Raw genomic sequence first — 18,015 nt, 5'->3', positions numbered from 1 at the left:
GCCCTTCCGTGCAACCGTCGTGTGCGTCAGCTGCGCAGCGACGCCGGCGGGTTGAAGCGCTCGCCGTACTTGGCGGCGAGTTCCTCGGCGCGCTTGACGAAGCCTTCCTTGCCACCCGGGTAGCCGACGATGTACTGAGCGACACCACCGGTCCAGGCCGGGAAGCCGATGCCGAAGATCGAGCCGATGTTGGCGTCGGCGGTGGTCTCGAGAACACCCTCGTCGAAGCACTTCTGGGTCTCGATCGCCTCGGCGAAGAGCATGCGGTCGATCAGATCCTGCAGCGGCACATCGAGGGTCGCCTCGGTCTTGAAGTGATCGCGCACACCCTGCCAGATGCCCTGACGCTTGCCGTTCTCGTCGTACTCGTAGAAGCCGGCCTTCTCGAGACGACCCGGACGACCCTGCTCGACCATCCAGTCGACCACGTCGAGTGCGGGATGACGCGTGGTGCCGAGCTTGGTGTCGCCCTGCTTGGCGGCCTCCTCGGATTCCTTCGCGATCTTCTGCATGAGCTTCATGTTCAGCTCGTCGGTCAGCTGCAGCGGCGGAGCCGGGTAACCCGCCTGCGAACCGGCCTGCTCGATGGTCGCGGGCTCGATGCCCTCGCCGAGCATGGCGATGGCCTCGTTGACGAACGTGCCGATCACACGCGAGGTGAAGAAGCCGCGGCTGTCGTTGACGACGATCGGAGTCTTGCGGATCGCGAGCGTGTAGTCGAACACGCGGGCCAGGGCCTCGTCGGAGGTCTTCTCACCCTTGATGATCTCGACCAGAGGCATCTTGTCGACCGGCGAGAAGAAGTGGATACCGATGAAGTCCTCGGGACGCTTGACGCCGGTCGCGAGACCGGTGATGGGCAGCGTCGAGGTGTTCGAGCCGAGCAGCGCGTCGGGATCGACGATGTCTTCGATCTCCTGGAACACCTTGTGCTTGAGCTCGGTGTTCTCGAACACTGCCTCGATGACGAAGTCGACGCCCGCGAAGTCGGCGGGGTCGGCCGTCGGCGTGATGCGGTCGAGCAGAGCCTTCGACTTCTCCTCGGTGGTCTTGCCACGCGAGAGAGCCTTGGCCTCGATCTTCTCCGAGTAGTTCTTGCCACGCTCGGCGGCCTCGAGGGTGACGTCCTTGAGGACGACCTCGTAACCGGCCTTGGCGGAGACGTAGGCGATGCCGGCGCCCATCATGCCCGCACCGAGAACGCCGATCTTCTTGATCTCGCGCTTCGGCACGTCCTTCGGACGCGAAGCGCCCGAGTTGATGGACTGCATGTCGAAGAAGAACGCCTGGATCATGTTCTTCGCGACCTGGCCGGTGGCGAGTTCGACGAAGTACCGCGACTCGATGGTCGACGCATTGTCGAAGTCCACCTGCGAGCCCTCGACGGCGGCGGCCATGATGGCGCGCGGAGCCGGCATCGGGGCGCCCTTGATCTGCTTGCGCAGGTTCGCGGGGAAGGCCGGAAGGTTCGCGGCGAAGGCCGGGCTGGAAGGGGTGCCGCCGGGGATCTTGTAGCCCTTGACATCCCACGGCTGGATGCCGCCCTCGGGGTTGGCCTTGATCCATTCCTTGGCGGCCGGAACGAGTTCCTCGACGCTACCCACGACGTCGTGGACCAGGCCGATCTCCTTGGCCTTGACCGCGTTGTACTTGTTGCCCTGCAGCAGAACCGAGAGCAGCGCCGTCTGGATGCCGAGCAGGCGCACGGTGCGGGTGATGCCACCGCCACCGGGGAGCAGGCCGAGGCTGACCTCGGGCAGACCGATCTGCACGCCCTTGACATCGGCAGCGATGCGGCGATGCGTCGCGAGGGCGATTTCAAGGCCGCCACCGAGAGCCGCGCCGTTGATGGCGGCGACGACGGGCTTACCGAGGGTCTCGAGACGACGCAGGTCGGCCTTGATGCCCTGAACCTCGTCGAACGCGACCTGCGCGTCGTCGGGGCCGATCGCGATGATGTTGCGCAGGTCGCCGCCGGCGAAGAAGGTCTTCTTCGCGGAGGTGATCACCACACCGGTGATGGAGTCCTGCTCCTCGTACAGACGGTCGACGGTGGCCTTCATCGACGCCTTGTACAGCTCGTTCATCGTGTTGGCGCCCTGGTTCGGATCGTCGAGTGTCAGCACAACGATGCCGTCGGCGTCCTTATCCCAGGAAATCATGTTGTCGCTCACTGTTTTTCGAATTCCTTCCGGTGTCAGACGCGCTCGATGATGGTGGCCACACCCATGCCGCCACCGATGCACAGGGTGACGAGGGCGCGCTTGGCTCCGCGGCGCTCGAGCTCGTCGATCATGGTGCCGGTGATCATGGCGCCGGTGGCGCCGAGCGGGTGGCCCATCGCGATGGCGCCGCCGTTGACGTTGAGCTTCTCGTCCGGGATGTTCAGGTCCTTCTGGAACTTCAGGACGACGGAGGCGAACGCCTCGTTGATCTCGAACAGGTCGATGTCGTCGACCGTCAGGCCCGCCGAAGCGAGAACCTTGTGCGCGGCCGGCGTGGGGCCGGTGAGCATGATCGTCGAGTCGGCACCGGAGGTGGCCGTGGCGACGACGCGGGCACGCGGGGTCAGACCGAGGTCCTTGCCGGCCTGCTCGGAACCGACGAGCACGAGTGCCGCGCCGTCGACGATGCCCGAGCTGTTGCCGCCGTGGTGGACGTGATCGATCTTCTCGACGAAGTGGTACTTCTGCTGTGCCACGGCGTCGAAGCCGCCCATCTCACCGATGGTCGCGAACGACGGCTGCAGCTTGGCCAGACCCTCGAGGGTCGTGTCCGGACGCATGTGCTCGTCCTGATCGAGGATGGTCAGGCCGTTCTGGTCCTTGACCGGCACGACCGACTTGGAGAAGTAGCCGCCCGACCAGGCTGCCGCCGCGAGCTGCTGCGAACGCAGTGCGTAGGCGTCGACGTCCTCGCGGGTGAAGCCCTCGATGGTCGCGATGAGATCGGCGGAGATGCCCTGGGGAACCAGGTAGCTGTCGTAGTTGGTGGCGGGATCGAGCATCCACGCGCCACCGTCGGAGCCCATGGAGACACGCGACATGGACTCGACGCCGCCGGCGAGAACGAGCTCGTCCCAGCCGGAGCGGACCTTCTGCGCAGCCATGTTGACGGCTTCGAGGCCCGACGCGCAGAACCGGTTGATCTGCACGCCGCCCGTGGTGGCCGGCAGGTTCGCGATGGTGACAGCGGTGCGGGCGATGTCGGCACCCTGATCGCCGACGGGGCTGACGACACCGAGGATCAGGTCGGAGATACGGTTCTCGTCGAGATCGGGGAATCGAACACGCAGCTCGTCGATCAGGCCCGTAACCAGGGAGATCGGCTTGACGGAGTGCAAAGAGCCCGTCTTCTTGCCTCGGCCGCGTGGTGTTCGGATGGCTTCATAGATGAATGCCTCGGTGGTCACAGTGCGCAGGTTCCTTCCCGTGCTTGCGGAGCGACAGCACCCACGGCCCTGCAGAGGGCCGCCGTGCCCAACCTCTCCTACGATAGAAGCGGGCACCCCTCGGCCGTAAGGACCGAAGCGATCGGTGTCCGTGACCGAACCGAACGTCCGCAAACCCCTTACGGGACCACCGCCGCCCGCAGGCGCGGCGCCGCATACAGGACTTCTCGCAGCGCATCGAGGGGGACGGGGGTGCCGACGAGCCCGCGAGCACGAGGCGCCCGCCCACATCGAGGCGCGACACCAGCGACGCGATCGCATCCGCCGAACCCGAGAAGTCGAGACGGACGTCGTCGGTACCCGTGCGCAGCAGGGCGGTGAGGATCATGTCGGGGTAGGGGCATCCGCGACCGGCGCCGGCGGGTGTGAGAGCGAGGTCGGCGAGGTCGGCGAGGTCGTGCCAGCCGAGTACATCGAGCAGCCTGACCTGGGTGGATCGGCTGAATCCTGTGGTGAGTACGACTTTCACGCCGGCCTCACGCAGCTGCGTGATCGCCTTGCCGGTGCCCGTGCCGGGGGCGGCGGCGACGTCGCCCTGGTCGACGAATCGGGGCGTCCGGTTCCGGGATGTCAGAGGCCGAGCAGGTCGGCGGTCTCCTCGCCGAGATAGAGGCCGAGGGTCATACCGCGGCCACCCGGGCCGGCGACGACCCATACGTCTTCGTCGGCCTCCGCGCGGTGCACGAGCGCGTGGGGTCGATGCACTGGCTGTACACCCCGGCCCAGCGCCGGACGACGCGCGGCAGTCGGTGGCCGAGGAACTCCTCCGTCACTGCGACGAGGTGGTCGTAGGGTTCTTCGTCGACGTCGAAGTCGAACGGTTCGTCGTAGGCGTGGGTGTCGCCGATGGTGAGGCCGCCGTGCAGACGCTGGACGCACGGCAACTGCATGCGATGCTGCGCGGCGACGGGTCGTTGCTCCTCGGAGGCGGTGAGCTCGTCGAGGGCGGTACCGGCGAATCCCGGGTAGTAGCGCAGGCTGTCGCCGTCGGCGATCGACGTGGTGAGGTCTTCGCCGAGCGGTGCGGTCTGCATCATCTGCAGCCGGACCCTGCGCAATGGCAGGTCGCGGGCGAGGCCACCGAGTGTCGCGCCGGGACAGACGAGAACGAGGTCGGTCTCGTGCACGGTGCCGTGGTCGTCGCGCACTGCACGGTCCCGCGGGCCGTGCGGGAGACGTCCCGGGCCTCTGTGGACAGCAGGAACCGGTAGCGGCCCGAGATGGCGAGATGTTGCCGGATCGCCGGGAGCGCGATGCGGGATTCGACGGCAGCGTCCGTGCTGCAGTGCAGTGCCGCGAGGAAGTTACCGCGTAGCGCGGGGTTACGGCGGCGCGTCTCGTCCGCATCGAGCAGGGCGAATCCCCGTCGCTGCGCGTCGTCGCGTGCGACCGCTTCCTCCGCGACGGCGATCTCGGCGGCGGTGCGCGTCAGCGTCAGCGAACCGTTCGCGCGGAAACCGACGTCGGGAACGCGGGCGCCGAGGTCCTCCCACAGCTCGCGGGACCGCAGGGTTAGGGCCGGTTCGTCGAACTCCCGGTGAAACAGTTGGTGTAGACCGGAATTCGGTTACGCTGGATGTGTGGCCACCGTCGTTCGCGAAGCGCGCACCCTCAAGCACCAGATCGTGCGCCGCCAGGTCGAGTGCCTCCTCGACCAGCTCAGCGTGGGAGATCAGGTCCCCTCCGAACGCGATCTCGCCACCCGGTTCGACGTCGCCCGCGAAACCGTCCGCCAGGCACTGCGAGAACTGCTCGTCGACGGCCGCATCGAACGGCGGGGCCGCAGCACCGTCGTCGCCGGCCCGAAGATCGTCCAGCCCCTCGTCATCGGTTCCTATACCGAAGCCGCCCTGCTCGAAGGGCGCAGCGCTGGTCGTGTGCTCGTCGCGTGGACCGACCTCGTCGCCGACGACGAACTGGCCTGCCGCCTCGGTCTCGAACCCGGCGATCCCGTCCTCGAACTCGAACGTGTCCTGCTCGCCGACGGAGTGCATGTCGGACTCGAACGCACGCGCCTTCCCGCACACCGCTTTCCGGATCTGCGCCGGACGCTCGATCCGTCGTCGTCGCTGTACGCCGCGATCCGTTCCTACGGGATCACGTTCGCGCGGGCGGTCGAGCGGATCGAGACCACGCTGCCGGATGCGCGCGAGGCGGCGCTGCTCGACGCCGACACCCGCACACCGATGCTGCTGCTCGAGCGGATCTCCTACGACGAGAACGACGTCCCGATCGAGCATCGCCGGTCGCTCTACCGCGGCGACCGGATGTCGTTCGTCACGACCGTCACTCCCTGAGCAGCAGGTCAGTCGACGCCCAGGCCTGCTTCCCGCGCACGGACGATCGCGCTCGCCCGGTCGGCTGCGCCGATCTTGCCGAGGATGTTGGACACGTGGTTGCGCACCGTCTTCTGGCTGAGCACGAGTCGGCGGGAGATCGCGGCGTTGTCGAGTCCGCGGGCCACGAGGTCGAGGATCTCCCGCTCCCGTCCGGTCAGATACGGGAAAACTGCCGACGTGTTGCGGGAGTTCGCTACCGCCGCAAGGGCTTTCGCCGCGACCGCCGCACCGACGATCATCTCACCGTCGGCCACGGCCCGGATCGCCCGTTCGACCCCCGACGGATCGGCCCCTTTGACGAGATAACCCGAGGCACCGGCACGGATGGAGGCGATGAGGATGTCCTCGTCCTCGTGCATCGTGACCATCAGGATGCGGGTGCCCGGCGACTTCCGGAGGATGCTGCGGGCCGCGTCGATCCCCGATCCGTCGCCGAGTTCGATGTCCATGAGCACGACGTCGACATCGCCGATCACGACCTCGAGGGCCTCCCCCACCGAACTCGCCTGGCACACGACATCGATCCCGTCGAGAGTGCCCAGCAGTGCCGCCATACCGAGGCGGAAGACGGGATGGTCGTCGACGACCGCAACGCGTATCGCTCCGTTGTCGCTCATGATTCGGACCAGGGTAGCCGCGCCCGCACCACGACACCGCGCGGGTCGCCGGGTTCGATGCCCACCGTTCCGCCGACCTCCCGGGCCCGTTCCCGCATGCTCTGCGTCCCCACACCGATTCGTGCGTCGGTCGCGAGTCCTCGCCCGTCGTCGACGATGTCGAGGGCCAGCACGTCGCCCTCCGCCGCGACCCGCACCGTGCATTCGTCGGCACCGGAATGCCGTCGCGCGTTGATGACCGCCTCGGAGGCGATGCCGTAGGCGGCCCACGCGATCGGCCCGGACATCCCGGCGGGGAGGTCGGACCGCAGGTCGACGCGGAATCCCGCGCGGGCGTGGGTGATCACGAGTTCATCGAGTGCGGCGGTGAGGCCGAGTTCGTCGAGAACCGGGGGCAGCAGACTGCGCGAGAGCTCGCGGACACCGTCGACTTGCCGATCGAGTTCGCGGAGCAGTTCGTCGACGAGTCCGGCCGCGGCGTCCGGGTCGGTGGTGACGAGATTGCGTGCGCCCTGCAGGCCGAGCCGCACCCCGGCGAGCGACGGGCCGAGACCGTCGTGCAGTTCGCGGCGGATGGTGCGGCGTTCCTCGAGTCTCACCTCGGTGAGGCGGCGACGCGCGTCTTCGAGGTCCTCCGCCGACCGCAGGACGACGAGTCCGGCGTCGACGACGGTCGCGAGTTCGGTGAGCGCCCGCCGGCTGCGTGCCCCGAGCGATTCGCCCGGAGGTGCGGTGACGGCGAGGGCGGCGTCGCCGTTACCGACCGGAACCTCCTCGACGGGTCCGGTCGCGGTCCCCCAGCGTGCGATCACGTCGCCACCGCGGCGCACCTCGACCGATTCGAGACGCAGTGCGATGCCGATTCCGGCGGCGAGTTCGCCCAACAGCAGGTCGGGCGAATCGGCACCGGCGAAGTGCCGCCCGAGGATCCGGACGGCGCGTGCCGGGTCGACGCCGTCGCCGTAGACGAGGCGGTGCACCTTCCGGCCGAGCCACATCCGCACCGGCTGCACGGCCAGGGCGACGGCGGTGGCGGCGACCGCCTGGGCGAAGACCGATTCGTTCGGGAGCACCAGCGACACCGCGACCGTCACCGCGAGATAGGAGGTGACGAGCACGGCGGTGAGACTGCCGGCGAGCGCGGCGCGACCCACCGCGAGGTCGATGCCCCAGAGTCGTTGGCGCAGCACGACGGCGAGGATCGCGACGGGATAGAAGGCCTGCGTCGCGAGGTGGAGCAGCGGTGTGAGCATCCACGGCACGTCCGGGACCGCCAACGGGATGTACGAGGCTGTCATCAGGGCACTGCCGAGCGCGAGCCATCCCGTCCCGGATCGTTCGCCCGCCGAGGCGTGACGGCGGCGCCACTCGACGTGCCCGGAGGTCAGGAAACCCACGGCCACAACGGGTCCGACGAACCAGATGTCGGCGATGTCGGTGAAGGTGCGCGCCCAGAAGAACCAGGCGATCGTCAGGACACCGACGCCGATCCCGGCCCGCACCACGGGATCGGCCGGACGGTCGCGGACGAGCCACGGCACCACCAGGAACAACGCGAGTGTCCCGGGGATCCAGGTGGTGTTCTGCAGCGGACCGAGGAATCCGACGGGCAGTTCGGGGCGGACGAGGGCGAGCTGGGTCCAGCTGTAGGACATCGCTGCCACACCGACGCCGATCGACGCGACGGCCAGCAGGATCGGCACGGCGTGGACCCGGCGGGCGAGGATCACCCCGGCGACCGTCCCGTAGACGGCGGCTCCGACGACGTCGACGAGGAAGAACAGCTGGTCGGAATCGAGCGCGGGCCGTGCCGCGACGAACACGACGACGGCCGCCACGGCGAGCAGCCAGGAGACGACGGCCACGACGGCGGCGGGTACCGGAGCCCCGGTACCCGCCGATCCGGTCGTCGTGACGGTGTCCTTCATGGTGCGGTGAGTATGCACCGCCGTGTCCTTGACGCGGCAGGTATACGCCGCTGGGTCGCTCGCAGTGGCACTAACGTGCACGCCGGTCCGCGAGGGCGAAGCCGACTCCGGCCACCAGCACCCACACCGGGCCGGTGAAGCCTGCCATGTACTGCAGTGGGGAGATGCCGAGGAGCAGTGTCAGACCACCGAGGACGATGCTCGCCCAACCGATCCACCGGGGCGCCGCGCGGTGATGCAGGACCGCGACCGCGACCGCGACGCCGCTGACACCGGCACCGACCCACAGCCATGGGATGGTGCCCATCCAATGCGAGGCGAAGACCGCCACCTCGGGCACCATCTGATCGGTGTTGCCGAGGCCGAACAGCAACTCGGTGTCGAGTCCGGTGCCCATGAGGGTCGCGACCGAGGTGAGCACGAGACCGAATGCCGCGACCGTCGGCACGAGGCTGAATTCCGGAGTGCCTGCGCGCAGTCGGCGCTGCAGTCCGGCGGCGAAGACGAGCAGCAGCGTCGTCGACACCATCAGCGTCAGGTGCATGACGAGCATGGGCGTGCGCTGCGCGGCGAACTCGGTCATGATCGCCACCGCGTTGCCGGCGGTGCGCTCGTTGTATGCCGCGCTCATCGCCATGCTCGCCTGGATGCCCACGACGCCGGCGAGGCCGGCGACCGCACCCGTCCACGCCCAGAGCGAACCGGGGCCACGACGATCGGGAGCGATCGGCGCGAGGGGTTCGGTCTCGGTGCCGAGAGTGTTCATGAAGGTCCCTTCGGATCGATGCGACGCCCTGCGCGTCGTAAAGGAACGATCCGGTGCCCGATGTCCCGGGTGGAAGGGACGACTGTCCCGACCTTCCGGGATCGCCGCCGGCGTCCCTCGTCGGGCAGACGTCGTGCACCTACCACAACCGAGGGGAGGTTGTGTGCGATTCTCCCGACGGAAACGCACACAACCTCCCCCACGACCGAGGATGCCGACGCGGATATTTCCGCGGGCTGCCGGATCCGCGTCGCCCCGAATTCACTCAGGGATTTCGGGTGCGGCGCTCGTCCGCCGAATGAAGAGCGGCGACGGACGCGAAGGCCGCAGCCAGTACCAGTAACAACAACACAACATTGAGTGCCATCGAATGTCCTTTCACGGGGCCGGGCGAATTTCTCCCGACTTCGAAACAGGCGCTCCCCTCTTCTATCCTATTTACGAGAAATATGCGAGTCGACGCATTTTCCACCGGCGAATTCGATACGTTCGCAATTCGCACGCCGCGGAATTCCGGGGCGGATATTCCGTGGGGAAATGCGGCGGATCAGCCCAGTGACCTGCGCCTCATGCGCGCCTGCCGGCGGTAAGCAGTGCCCCGTCGGTTCCTAGGGTGGTACGACGTGGCGGAAGCGAGCGGAGATCATCGGGTCGTCGACCTTCCGCTGCCCACCCCCGCCCCGTTGCGGACGGCGATGCTGTCGGTTCCCCGGCAAGGACGCCGGTGGCCCGGCGCCGCGCGCGCAGCCGCCACGGTCGCGGTGCCCGGTCTCGTGGGCGTCGCTCTCGGATTCGGCGCCGTCTCCGCCATCGCCACACTCGGCGCTTTCGCCGTCGTCTACGGCGAGCAACGCCCCTATCGCGTCCGTGCCCGAGCGGTCGCCGTCATCGGGACGGTGCTCGTGACACTGGCGACGATCGGTGCCCTCGCAGGTTCGGTCGTCCACCACGAACTGGCCGCGGGCGGGTCGGCGTGGTGGTACCTGGTGGTCGTCGCGGCGATGACCGCGACCGTCGCGGTGTGCGCCTTCGTCGTCGACGCCCTGCGGATGGGTGCGCCCGGCGCCTTCCTGATGTTGCTGTCCCTCGAGATCGCATCCGCTCTCCCCGCGCTGGGAGTGTCCGTCCCGACGGTCTCGGCGTGGACCGCGATCGGCGCCGGAACGGCCGTCGTGGCCTCCATGTCCGGTGCCCCGTTCCGGCCGCGAACCCCGGAACGCACCGCCGTGGCCGCGGCGGTCGCTGCCGTCGACGCGGTCTTCGAGGAGAACTCACCCGGCAATCGCCGCGCCGCGGTCCACGATCTGCACGCGGCCTGGCAGTGCCTGCACGACGCCGGACTCATCGATTCGGGGCATCCGCTGGAGCAGACGCTGCGCGCGGCGCACCTCCGATGCGCGGAGACACTGGACGAGCGTCCGCGGGACGAGGCAGTTCCCGAGGACGATCTGCGACTGCGGACCCCGCTGCGACGCCCCTCCGTGCGGTACCGCCTCGCGCGCGCCGCGCACCTGCGCAGCCGGTCGGCGACGATCGCGGTGCGCCTGCTCGTCGCGGGACCTCTCGCCGGGACGATCGCCATCGCGCTGGGCGTCGGACGTCCCGACTGGGCGGTCATCACGGCCGCGATGATCCTGCATCAGGGACCGGATCGGATCCTCGGCTCCTACCGGGCGGCGCACCGCTTCCTCGGCACCGTGCTCGGACTCGTCCTGGTGGCCTGCCTGACGCCTTTCCATCCCGGTGGTGTCGCCCTCGTCGTGGTGCTGGCCGCGGTGATGGCCGGCACGGAAATGTTCCTGGTGCGGAACTACGGCCTGGCGATGGTCTTCATCACCCCACTCGTCGTCGTCCTCGGCGGGTTGGGTGCCCCCGGCGATCTGGTGACGGTCGCGCGCGACCGCTTCCTCGAGACCGTTGTCGGCGTCCTCGTCGCGCTCGCGGTGCTGTGGGGCGTACTTCCCCGGGCCCACCGTCGCGTCCTCGACTTCGCCGACGGCCGCGTCCGCGACGCCGTCACGAGAATCGCCGCGTCGACGGACGTCCGCGAGCTGCCCGAACTGCGCCGCGACCTCGAGTTCGACCTCCACGCATCCACCACCGCGGCCGTCATCGCCGCGCACACCGAGCCGGCGTGGACCCGGGAACGCTGGATCGAGCACCGCCGTCTCCACGAACTCGGCTACCGGATCCTGACCCTCCCGGAACGACCGGGCCCCTGAAGCAGGGACCCGGTCGCTTCCGTCGGAATACGCGCCGTCGTCAGAACACCAGGACTGCGAAGACGGTCGAGAGGATCAGCCCCGCCATCACCGGCAGGAAGCACTTGCGGGCGAGATCGAGCACGGGCACCCGGGCGAAACCGGCCACCGCGACCAGCGAGGACCAGGCGATGATGACGCCGCCACCGGCCCAGATGTTGCCCATCTGACCGATCGCCGCGAGCGTCGAGGGGTCGACGTCGACGGCCGGTCCGAGAGCACCCGACAGCGCACCGGTGAGGGGCAGTCCGCTGAATCCGGACCCGTCGAGCCCGGCGACGAGGCCGATGAGCAGGATGCCGAAGGACGTGATGAAGGCGTTCTGCGGAAGGTGCGACTGCACCGTGGTCACGAGGTCGAACAGGATAGCCGGGCCTGCGGCGTCGGCGGAGATGCCGAGGATCGGTCCCGCGAACTCCGGATTGCCGATGAAGAAGAAGCCGGCGATCGGGAGGACGCAGCCCATGGCCTTGAAGGCGAAGACCAGGCCGTCGACGAGATGGTCCGAGGTGGTCTCGAGGAAACCTCCGCGGTCGGTCGACGCTGCGGCGGCGAACAGGATCAGCGCTGCGATCCCACCCACGATCGCGGCGGCGTCACCACCCTGCAGTGGCGGCACGACCTCGGTGAACTTGCCCAGCATCAAGTAGACGATGAACGCGAGGTAGGCGAGCGGCACGAGCATCGCGAACGCCTTCGCGGTACCGCGGCGTTCCTTCTCCGCCGCGGAGTCGGGGTCGGCGATCGGGTCGGACGGCGCCACGAGCACCGCCGTGGCCGTCGCCGCCTGCTCTCCGCCGCCGCTGGGGCCACCGGCGGGTTCCGGCCGACGCGGAGGACGGGAGCCACCCCCGTCGCCCGAGGAGTCGTCACGGGTCTCGCCGATGCCGCGGTCGGCTGTGTCACCGATGCCGCGGTCGGCTGCGGCCTCCCACTCGACGAGGAGGTCGGGGGACGGTGCACGCCAATGCCGCTTCTGCACGAGGTAGGTGATCAGCAGAGCCGTGCCGCCGACGATCAGGGACAGGACCATGGCTTTGTCCGCCACGGCGTCGGCCTCGACGCCGGCCGCCGATGCGGAGATACCGGGCGCCACCTTGATGATGTAGTCCGAGGACAGCGCCATGCCCTGGCCGCAGATCGCGATGACCATGCCCACCGACAGCGGGGACATGCCCGCGCGGATCGCGACGGGGATGAGCACCGCGCCGACGAGGGGCACGGCCGGGGTGGGCCAGAAGAACAGGGAGATCACGTAGGTGACCGCGGCGAGGACGAGGAAGCTGCTGGTGCCCGCACGCATGACCCGCCGGAACGGCGCGACCATCATCCGGTCGGCGCCGAGCTGGCGCAGCGCGCCGAGCATGGCCGTGACCATCGCGATGATGAGGAAGATGTTGAACAGTTCCTTCGCCGCGACGAGGCTCGCATTGAAGATGGCCGACAGTCCCGTGACGATGCTGCCGGAGAACGTCAGTGCGGTCAGGAAGGTTGCGACGACTGCAGGAACGACGATGTTCTTCCGCAGGGCCATGGTGGCCAGGATGACGAGGATGCCGGCCAGGTAGACCCAGTGCGCGGCGGTGAGTTGTACGTCCAAGGCGATTCCTTCGACAGGGGGTGGAACGAGTCGGGCTGTGTTCGTGGACGGTGAATGGGAACTCGATGTATTGGGGGAACTTTCCGCTACGGCCCGTGCTCGGTCAACGAGAACGGTGCACAGTGCCCGCCACGCTAGTTGTGCACTGTGTTCCACTTTTGCGATTTCGTGACGACGAAGCGCTCCGGTGTGAAATATTGCTACGAACATGTGTCGCGCGCCCCGCGCCGCCCTCACGACGTCGTCGAATATGCACCCTGCACCGGCTTACGCGGATCCGATGTGCACCTTCACTCCGCGATGGCGATGCATCCGACGGTAGCGCAGTGCGAAAGTGGTTCGACGGTACGAACCGTGCCGCGCAGTTCCCCGAGGTTCCGGAGAGTTCGATGACCACTCGCACCGATACACCGGCAGCGCCGGCAGCCGAGACGGATACGGGCACTCCCCTGGCCCTGTCCGCCCTGCTCGCCGGAACCCTCGTCGGGACATTGAGCAACAACATCATCAATGTCCCACTGCCACAGATACTTTCCGACTTCGACGCGAGCCTCGAAGACGGCGCACTCCTGGCCGTCGGCTTCCTTCTCACTTTTGCTGCGACAATGCCCCTTGCAGGGTACATCGGTGACCGATACGGTCGGCGTCGCGTCTACTGCGGTGCCCTGCTCGGCACCGCGATCTGTGCTGCCGGAGCGGCGACGGCGCCGACCCTCGAGATCCTCGTGGTCTGGCGCGCCCTCGGCGGAGTCGCGGCGGCTGCATTCGCGCCTGCTGTCATGGGGTTGATCGCGTGGCTGTTCGGCGCGCATCGACGCGCACGCGCGGTGGGCGCGTGGGCCACCGTGAACGGACTCGGTCAGGCCATCGGCCCCACCCTCGGCGGTTTCGTTGCGGGACATTGGGGTTGGCGATGGGTATTCGTCCCGATGATCCCGATTGCACTGATCGGTCTTGCCGGGACGTTGCGCTGGATCCCGATCTTCCCCGGCCGCCGGATGACCCTCGACGTGCCCGGTGCGATCGCACTGACCCTCGGTTCCGCAGGAGTCGTGCTGGGACTGAGCATGTTCGGACAAGCAGGTGTTCCCACGTCCGTCGCGGGGATCGCCCTGGCGGTCTCGATCGTCGTACTGGTCGGTTTCGTCGTGCACTGCCTACGCGCGGACGTGCCGTTCGTCGACGTCCGACTGTTGGTCGAGAGCAGATTCGCGCGGAGCGCGGCCGCCGCCTTCGCGCAGATGTTCTGCCTGGGCGCCGCTCTGCTGGCGGTGCCGCTGCGGTTGCACGCGACGGGCGCGTCGACGGCCACGGCCGGGGCGATCCTGTTCGCACTGCCCGCAGTCATGGCGGTCCTCGCACCGGTGGTCGGCCGCACTGTCGATCGCGTCGGCGGACGGCACATGTTGCGGGCGGGACTGGTGGTGCTGCTCGTCGGTCAGATCGCGCTTGCCGTCGTCCTCTCGGCGGACGAACCGCGGCTGTGGCTCGTCGCGACCGTCCTGGCGATCACCGGTGCCGGCATCGCCGCCGTGCAGACCCCCGCGGCGGCCGGCTCGACGCGGTCCCCGGCGGGCGAGCGCGGGACGGGCCTGGGGGTGTTCAACCTGATCCGCTTCGGCGGCTCCGCCGTCGGGGCCGCGTGGGTGACCGTCGCGCTCGGTTCGTGGACGGTCGGACCGCTCTTCGCGGTGTGCGCCGTGGTCGTGTGCGCGGGGTTCGCCGCGTCGTTCCTGGGGGCCGACCCCGAGGATCACGCACCGACCGGCTCCGAGTCGACCGCTCTCAGCGGTAGTTGATCTCGTTCTCGACCGAGGTGCGCAACCGGTCGAGAAGCTCGAGGCGGACGGCGAGCCAGGCCGTGAACTGGTTCTCCGGCAGCCGGACGTCCATCCCCATCGCACGGGAGATCCGGTCCAGCTTCGACAGCATCGTGTTGCGGTGGACCGACAGCTCCCGCGCCGCCGCGTTGACGTTCCCGCCGGCCGCGAGATAGGCCAGCAGGGTGTCGTACAGGTCGGTGCCGGGCTTGAGCGTCCCGAATACGTCGCCGACGAATCTGCGGCTGCGATCGGTCTCGGCGACCAGCTCGAGCACACCGTAACCCCGCAGGTCGCGGTAGGCCACCGAACCCGACATCCCGAGCCGCTGCCCGATGCCGAGCGCCACGCGGGCCTGCCGGTAGCTCTCCCGGATCTGGTCCACGCCGACGGCCGGAGCGCCGTGGGCGACGGGCACCGGACGCACGCGCCGGCGGGACAGGTCCTGCGACACCGCGTCGGCGTATTCGGCGATCTCGAGTTCGACGTCGCTCGGGTCGCGGTAGCGGAGCGACCGCACCACCACCAGGACGTCGCCGATCACCGTGACATACGAGCGCACCGACGGGTGGGGCAGGACGCTCGCCGCGTACCGGGCCAACCGCAACAGTCCACCGGATTCGTCGCCACCCGGACCGGCCGGGTTCTCCCCGTAACCGGGCGCGACGAAGACCGCGAACGACGAGGTGAGATCGATGTCGTGGTACTCGGCGCGCGCCTGCATGTCGTGCTGGCTGGTGAAACTGCCGTGCACCAGCGCCTGCACGAAATCGCCGCGGGCCCGTTCCTCGGCCTCGTCGACACTGCGTTGCCGCAGCATCTCCGATCCGATGATCGCCGTCGCCTGTTCGGTGACGACCGCGTGCTGGGCCAGCTCGTGCGGTCCGGGAGACGCGCCCGAGGCGAGCACGACCACCCAGCCCTCGAACCGTTTGCCGAGCCGGATGGTGCTGGCCGTGCACGTCCAGGGTGTGCCTCCGACGACCTCCTCCAGCACGCGGGTGTCGTGGGGGGCGTGACGTTCCGCGGCCGTCACCGTCGACAGCTGCTTGTGCAGTATCGCCGAGATCTCTTCCGCCCGAACGGCATCCACGCCGTGGAAGGCGACGGCCTGACCACGTGCATCGAGTGCGATCGCCGGATGCTGTGCGAGCGCCGAGACCTCCTTGACGAGCAGGGTCAGTCCCGCGCCGCGGTGCAGCAGACCGGCGAGCGTCGAGTGCACGTGCGCGGAATAGCGCATGACGTGCACTTCCTGCATCAGCGACCGCTCGGCGAGCAACCGGTTGAGTGCCGCGAATCCGACGGGCAGGTCGAGTTCGATCACCACCAGTCCTGCCGGCCAGGACATTCCGGCGGGCACCGCGCCGTCGACGACCAAGGCCGCCGCGTCGCGGGCCGCGAGCGCGGACAGGGCGTGCGCGCTGTCGGCCAGTGCCTCCGGCCGCATGTACACGGCGACGCCGGTGAGATCATCGAATCGGCCGACGACCTCGCCGAACGGCAGCACCCAGGTGAGCGCCCGGTCGAGATCGGCCTCCCGATCCACGACCCGGGCGCCCTCCATGAGCGGTTCGTCGAGCAGCCCTCGGACTGTCAGACGCGGGCTCGATTCCATGGGGACCTGCTTCCATCGGGAGCATCGGCGGGCTGTGAGGGGGGTGGGCCCGTCGACACCGTGGCGGTGTGCACTTTCTACACCAGATACCAGAGTCATGCGCCCCAGACGCATGTGCACTGTGTACACCGAATCCCGAAAACGACGGTGATCCTGACCGTCCCCATCGGCGCACGGCCCTGTTAGAAATGAGCCACGCCGGACACACCGCTCCACCGCTCCGGCACCCGCCGACACTTCAGCGACGCGACATCGGCGGGACGCACACGGATCCCGACGCGGACCAGGAATCGTCCGACTCTCCGACCCGACTCCGAAAGTGGAGACCAATGCATCGAATCCACCGCATCACCCTCGACGACGCACTCCCCCTGCTGGCCGCCGGCCGCGCGAAGGCCGAGGAGATCGGCGTGAAGCAGACCCTCTGCGTCTGCGACGAGAGCGCGAACGTCATTGCTCTGCACCGGCTTCCCGGCGCCCGCCTCACCGGCGTCGAGATCGCCATGGCGAAGGCGTTCACCGCCGCCGGCCACGAGCGCGCCACCCACCTGTTCAACGAGGGTCCCAACGGACCCGCACTCCCCGGCAACGAAGCGTTCGGCATCAGCCACATGCTCCCCGGGAAGTTCGCGATCTTCGTCGGCGGCTTCCCCCTCGTCTACGACGGACAGATCGTCGGCGCCGTCGGCATCAGCGGCGGCAACGGCGAGCAGGACAAAGCGGTCGGCGCCGCCATGATCGCCGAATTCGAAGCCCTGACCTCCGCGATCAACGCCTGATCGCATCCCCCCGCACGACCTCCTCATCGAAAGGCATCATCATGACCGAACTGCTCGGACGCGACGAATTCCGCGCCGCACTCGAAGACGCCATCAAGGGACGCGAAGCGAAGAACGCATCGTTCAGCAAGGCGTGGGCCGAGGGCAAGCTCGAGAAGCACCACTTCGCCCGGTGGGCCGAGAACCACTACCACTACGTCGGCCCCTTCGCCGACTACCTGGCGAACATCTACTCCAACACCCCCGATCACTTCACCGACGCCAAGGACTTCACCCTCCAGAACATGTACGAGGAGGAGCTGGCCGACATCCGGCACACCGACCTGCTCATCAAGTTCGCCGAGGCGTGCGGCACCACCAAGGAGCGCGTCGAGGATCCGAACAACATGAACGCGGTCACCCGCGGACTGCAGGCCTGGTGCTACGCGGTGTCGCAGCGCGAACACTTCGTCGTCGCCACCGCGGCCCTGGTCGTGGGCCTCGAATCGCAGGTGCCGAGCATCTACAAGAAGCAGATCGTCCCGCTCCGCGAGGTGTACGGCTTCACCGAGGACGAGATCGAGTTCTTCGACCTGCACATCACCTCGGACGTGGTGCACGGTGAGCGCGGCTACCAGATCGTCCTCGACTGCGCCGACACCCCGCAGCTGCAGCAGCGCTGCCTGCAGCTCGTTCGCTGGGGAGCGGAGATGCGTTTCTCGTACACGAAGGGCCTGTACGACACGTACGTCGCCCCCGATCTGGAGCTGGCGTCCGCCTGATCCGATGCGCGGGAGCGGAAGTCGCTCGCGGCTTCCGCTCCCGGTCTCGCACACGAGCGAAGGAGAAGCATGTCC

At 68.4% G+C, this 18,015-nt stretch carries 12 protein-coding genes and 1 pseudogene; 5 read left to right on the top strand and 8 right to left on the bottom strand.

What is annotated here, in order from left to right; genetic code table 11:
• Positions 1-26: 26 nt before the first annotated feature.
• The 3 genes and pseudogenes from KXC42_RS01630 to KXC42_RS01620 form a co-directional block, all read right to left on the bottom strand.
• A complete protein-coding gene (locus tag KXC42_RS01630; RefSeq protein ID WP_033097963.1) occupies positions 27-2,162 on the bottom strand; it encodes a 3-hydroxyacyl-CoA dehydrogenase NAD-binding domain-containing protein in 2,136 nt (711 codons plus the stop codon).
• A gap of 35 nt (positions 2,163-2,197) precedes the next feature.
• Positions 2,198-3,412 carry an acetyl-CoA C-acetyltransferase gene (locus KXC42_RS01625; RefSeq protein ID WP_006552477.1) on the bottom strand — a complete coding sequence of 405 codons (1,215 nt, stop codon included), beginning with the start codon at positions 3,410-3,412 and terminating at the stop codon, positions 2,198-2,200.
• Positions 3,413-4,021: 609 nt separating this feature from the next.
• Positions 4,022-5,015: pseudogene (locus KXC42_RS01620) on the bottom strand (FAD-dependent oxidoreductase); the annotation flags it as partial.
• Between the two features lie 16 nt (positions 5,016-5,031).
• On the opposite strand from KXC42_RS01620, the gene KXC42_RS01615 reads away from it, so the two are divergent.
• Positions 5,032-5,748, top strand: coding sequence for a GntR family transcriptional regulator (locus KXC42_RS01615; protein WP_019290267.1), 717 nt, complete (start codon positions 5,032-5,034; stop codon positions 5,746-5,748).
• A gap of 8 nt (positions 5,749-5,756) precedes the next feature.
• On the opposite strand, the gene KXC42_RS01610 is transcribed toward KXC42_RS01615, so the two are convergent.
• From KXC42_RS01610 to KXC42_RS01600, 3 genes are all read right to left on the bottom strand, one after another.
• Positions 5,757-6,407, bottom strand: a complete 651-nt coding sequence (locus KXC42_RS01610) for a response regulator transcription factor (protein ID WP_033097928.1) — start codon at positions 6,405-6,407, stop codon at positions 5,757-5,759.
• Positions 6,404-8,335, bottom strand: coding sequence for a histidine kinase (locus tag KXC42_RS01605; RefSeq protein ID WP_219129847.1), 1,932 nt, complete (start codon positions 8,333-8,335; stop codon positions 6,404-6,406). Before KXC42_RS01605 ends, KXC42_RS01610 begins: the two co-directional genes overlap by 4 nt.
• Positions 8,336-8,405: 70 nt before the next feature.
• A complete protein-coding gene (locus KXC42_RS01600; RefSeq protein ID WP_219129846.1) occupies positions 8,406-9,101 on the bottom strand; it encodes a hypothetical protein in 696 nt (231 codons plus the stop codon).
• A gap of 623 nt (positions 9,102-9,724) precedes the next feature.
• On the opposite strand from KXC42_RS01600, the gene KXC42_RS01595 reads away from it, so the two are divergent.
• Positions 9,725-11,323: an FUSC family protein gene (locus tag KXC42_RS01595; RefSeq protein ID WP_033097930.1), complete on the top strand. Its 1,599-nt coding sequence runs from the start codon at positions 9,725-9,727 to the stop codon at positions 11,321-11,323.
• A 40-nt stretch (positions 11,324-11,363) separates the two neighbouring features.
• Here the strand turns inward: KXC42_RS01595 and KXC42_RS01590 are convergent, their stop codons facing one another.
• On the bottom strand, positions 11,364-12,962 hold the full coding sequence (locus tag KXC42_RS01590; RefSeq protein WP_064852193.1) for a hypothetical protein: 1,599 nt from the start codon (positions 12,960-12,962) through the stop codon (positions 11,364-11,366).
• A gap of 326 nt (positions 12,963-13,288) precedes the next feature.
• Between KXC42_RS01590 and KXC42_RS01585 the strand changes: the two genes are divergently transcribed.
• Positions 13,289-14,761, top strand: coding sequence for an MFS transporter (locus tag KXC42_RS01585; protein ID WP_006552486.1), 1,473 nt, complete (start codon positions 13,289-13,291; stop codon positions 14,759-14,761).
• On the opposite strand, the gene KXC42_RS01580 is transcribed toward KXC42_RS01585, so the two are convergent.
• Positions 14,748-16,400, bottom strand: coding sequence for a CdaR family transcriptional regulator (locus tag KXC42_RS01580; protein ID WP_033097932.1), 1,653 nt, complete (start codon positions 16,398-16,400; stop codon positions 14,748-14,750). The genes KXC42_RS01585 and KXC42_RS01580 overlap by 14 nt on opposite strands.
• Before the next feature lie 329 nt (positions 16,401-16,729).
• Here KXC42_RS01580 and KXC42_RS01575 point away from each other — a divergent pair, with 329 nt between their 5' ends.
• Together KXC42_RS01575 and KXC42_RS01570 are read left to right on the top strand one after the other, a co-directional pair.
• Entirely contained in the window at positions 16,730-17,179 is a 450-nt protein-coding gene (locus KXC42_RS01575) for a heme-binding protein (RefSeq protein WP_006552488.1), read from the top strand.
• Between the two features lie 41 nt (positions 17,180-17,220).
• A complete protein-coding gene (locus tag KXC42_RS01570; protein ID WP_006552489.1) occupies positions 17,221-17,940 on the top strand; it encodes a TenA family transcriptional regulator in 720 nt (239 codons plus the stop codon).
• Positions 17,941-18,015 lie beyond the last annotated feature (75 nt).

It is taken from the genome of Rhodococcus sp. LW-XY12 (assembly GCF_019317345.1).
Lineage (GTDB): Bacteria > Actinomycetota > Actinomycetes > Mycobacteriales > Mycobacteriaceae > Rhodococcus > Rhodococcus pyridinivorans.
The sequence above is the reverse complement of the archived record's forward strand: the minus strand, read 5'-3'. Positions and strand labels throughout refer to the sequence as shown.

Coding starts and splice junctions, on each gene's coding strand:
- KXC42_RS01630 (WP_033097963.1), bottom strand. CDS start 2,162: ATGATTTCCTGGGATAAGGACGCCGACGGCATCGTTGTGCTGACACTC.
- KXC42_RS01610 (WP_033097928.1), bottom strand. CDS start 6,407: ATGAGCGACAACGGAGCGATACGCGTTGCGGTCGTCGACGACCATCCC.
- KXC42_RS01605 (WP_219129847.1), bottom strand. CDS start 8,335: ATGAAGGACACCGTCACGACGACCGGATCGGCGGGTACCGGGGCTCCG.
- KXC42_RS01600 (WP_219129846.1), bottom strand. CDS start 9,101: ATGAACACTCTCGGCACCGAGACCGAACCCCTCGCGCCGATCGCTCCC.
- KXC42_RS01580 (WP_033097932.1), bottom strand. CDS start 16,400: ATGGAATCGAGCCCGCGTCTGACAGTCCGAGGGCTGCTCGACGAACCG.
- KXC42_RS01575 (WP_006552488.1), top strand. CDS start 16,730: ATGCATCGAATCCACCGCATCACCCTCGACGACGCACTCCCCCTGCTG.
- KXC42_RS01570 (WP_006552489.1), top strand. CDS start 17,221: ATGACCGAACTGCTCGGACGCGACGAATTCCGCGCCGCACTCGAAGAC.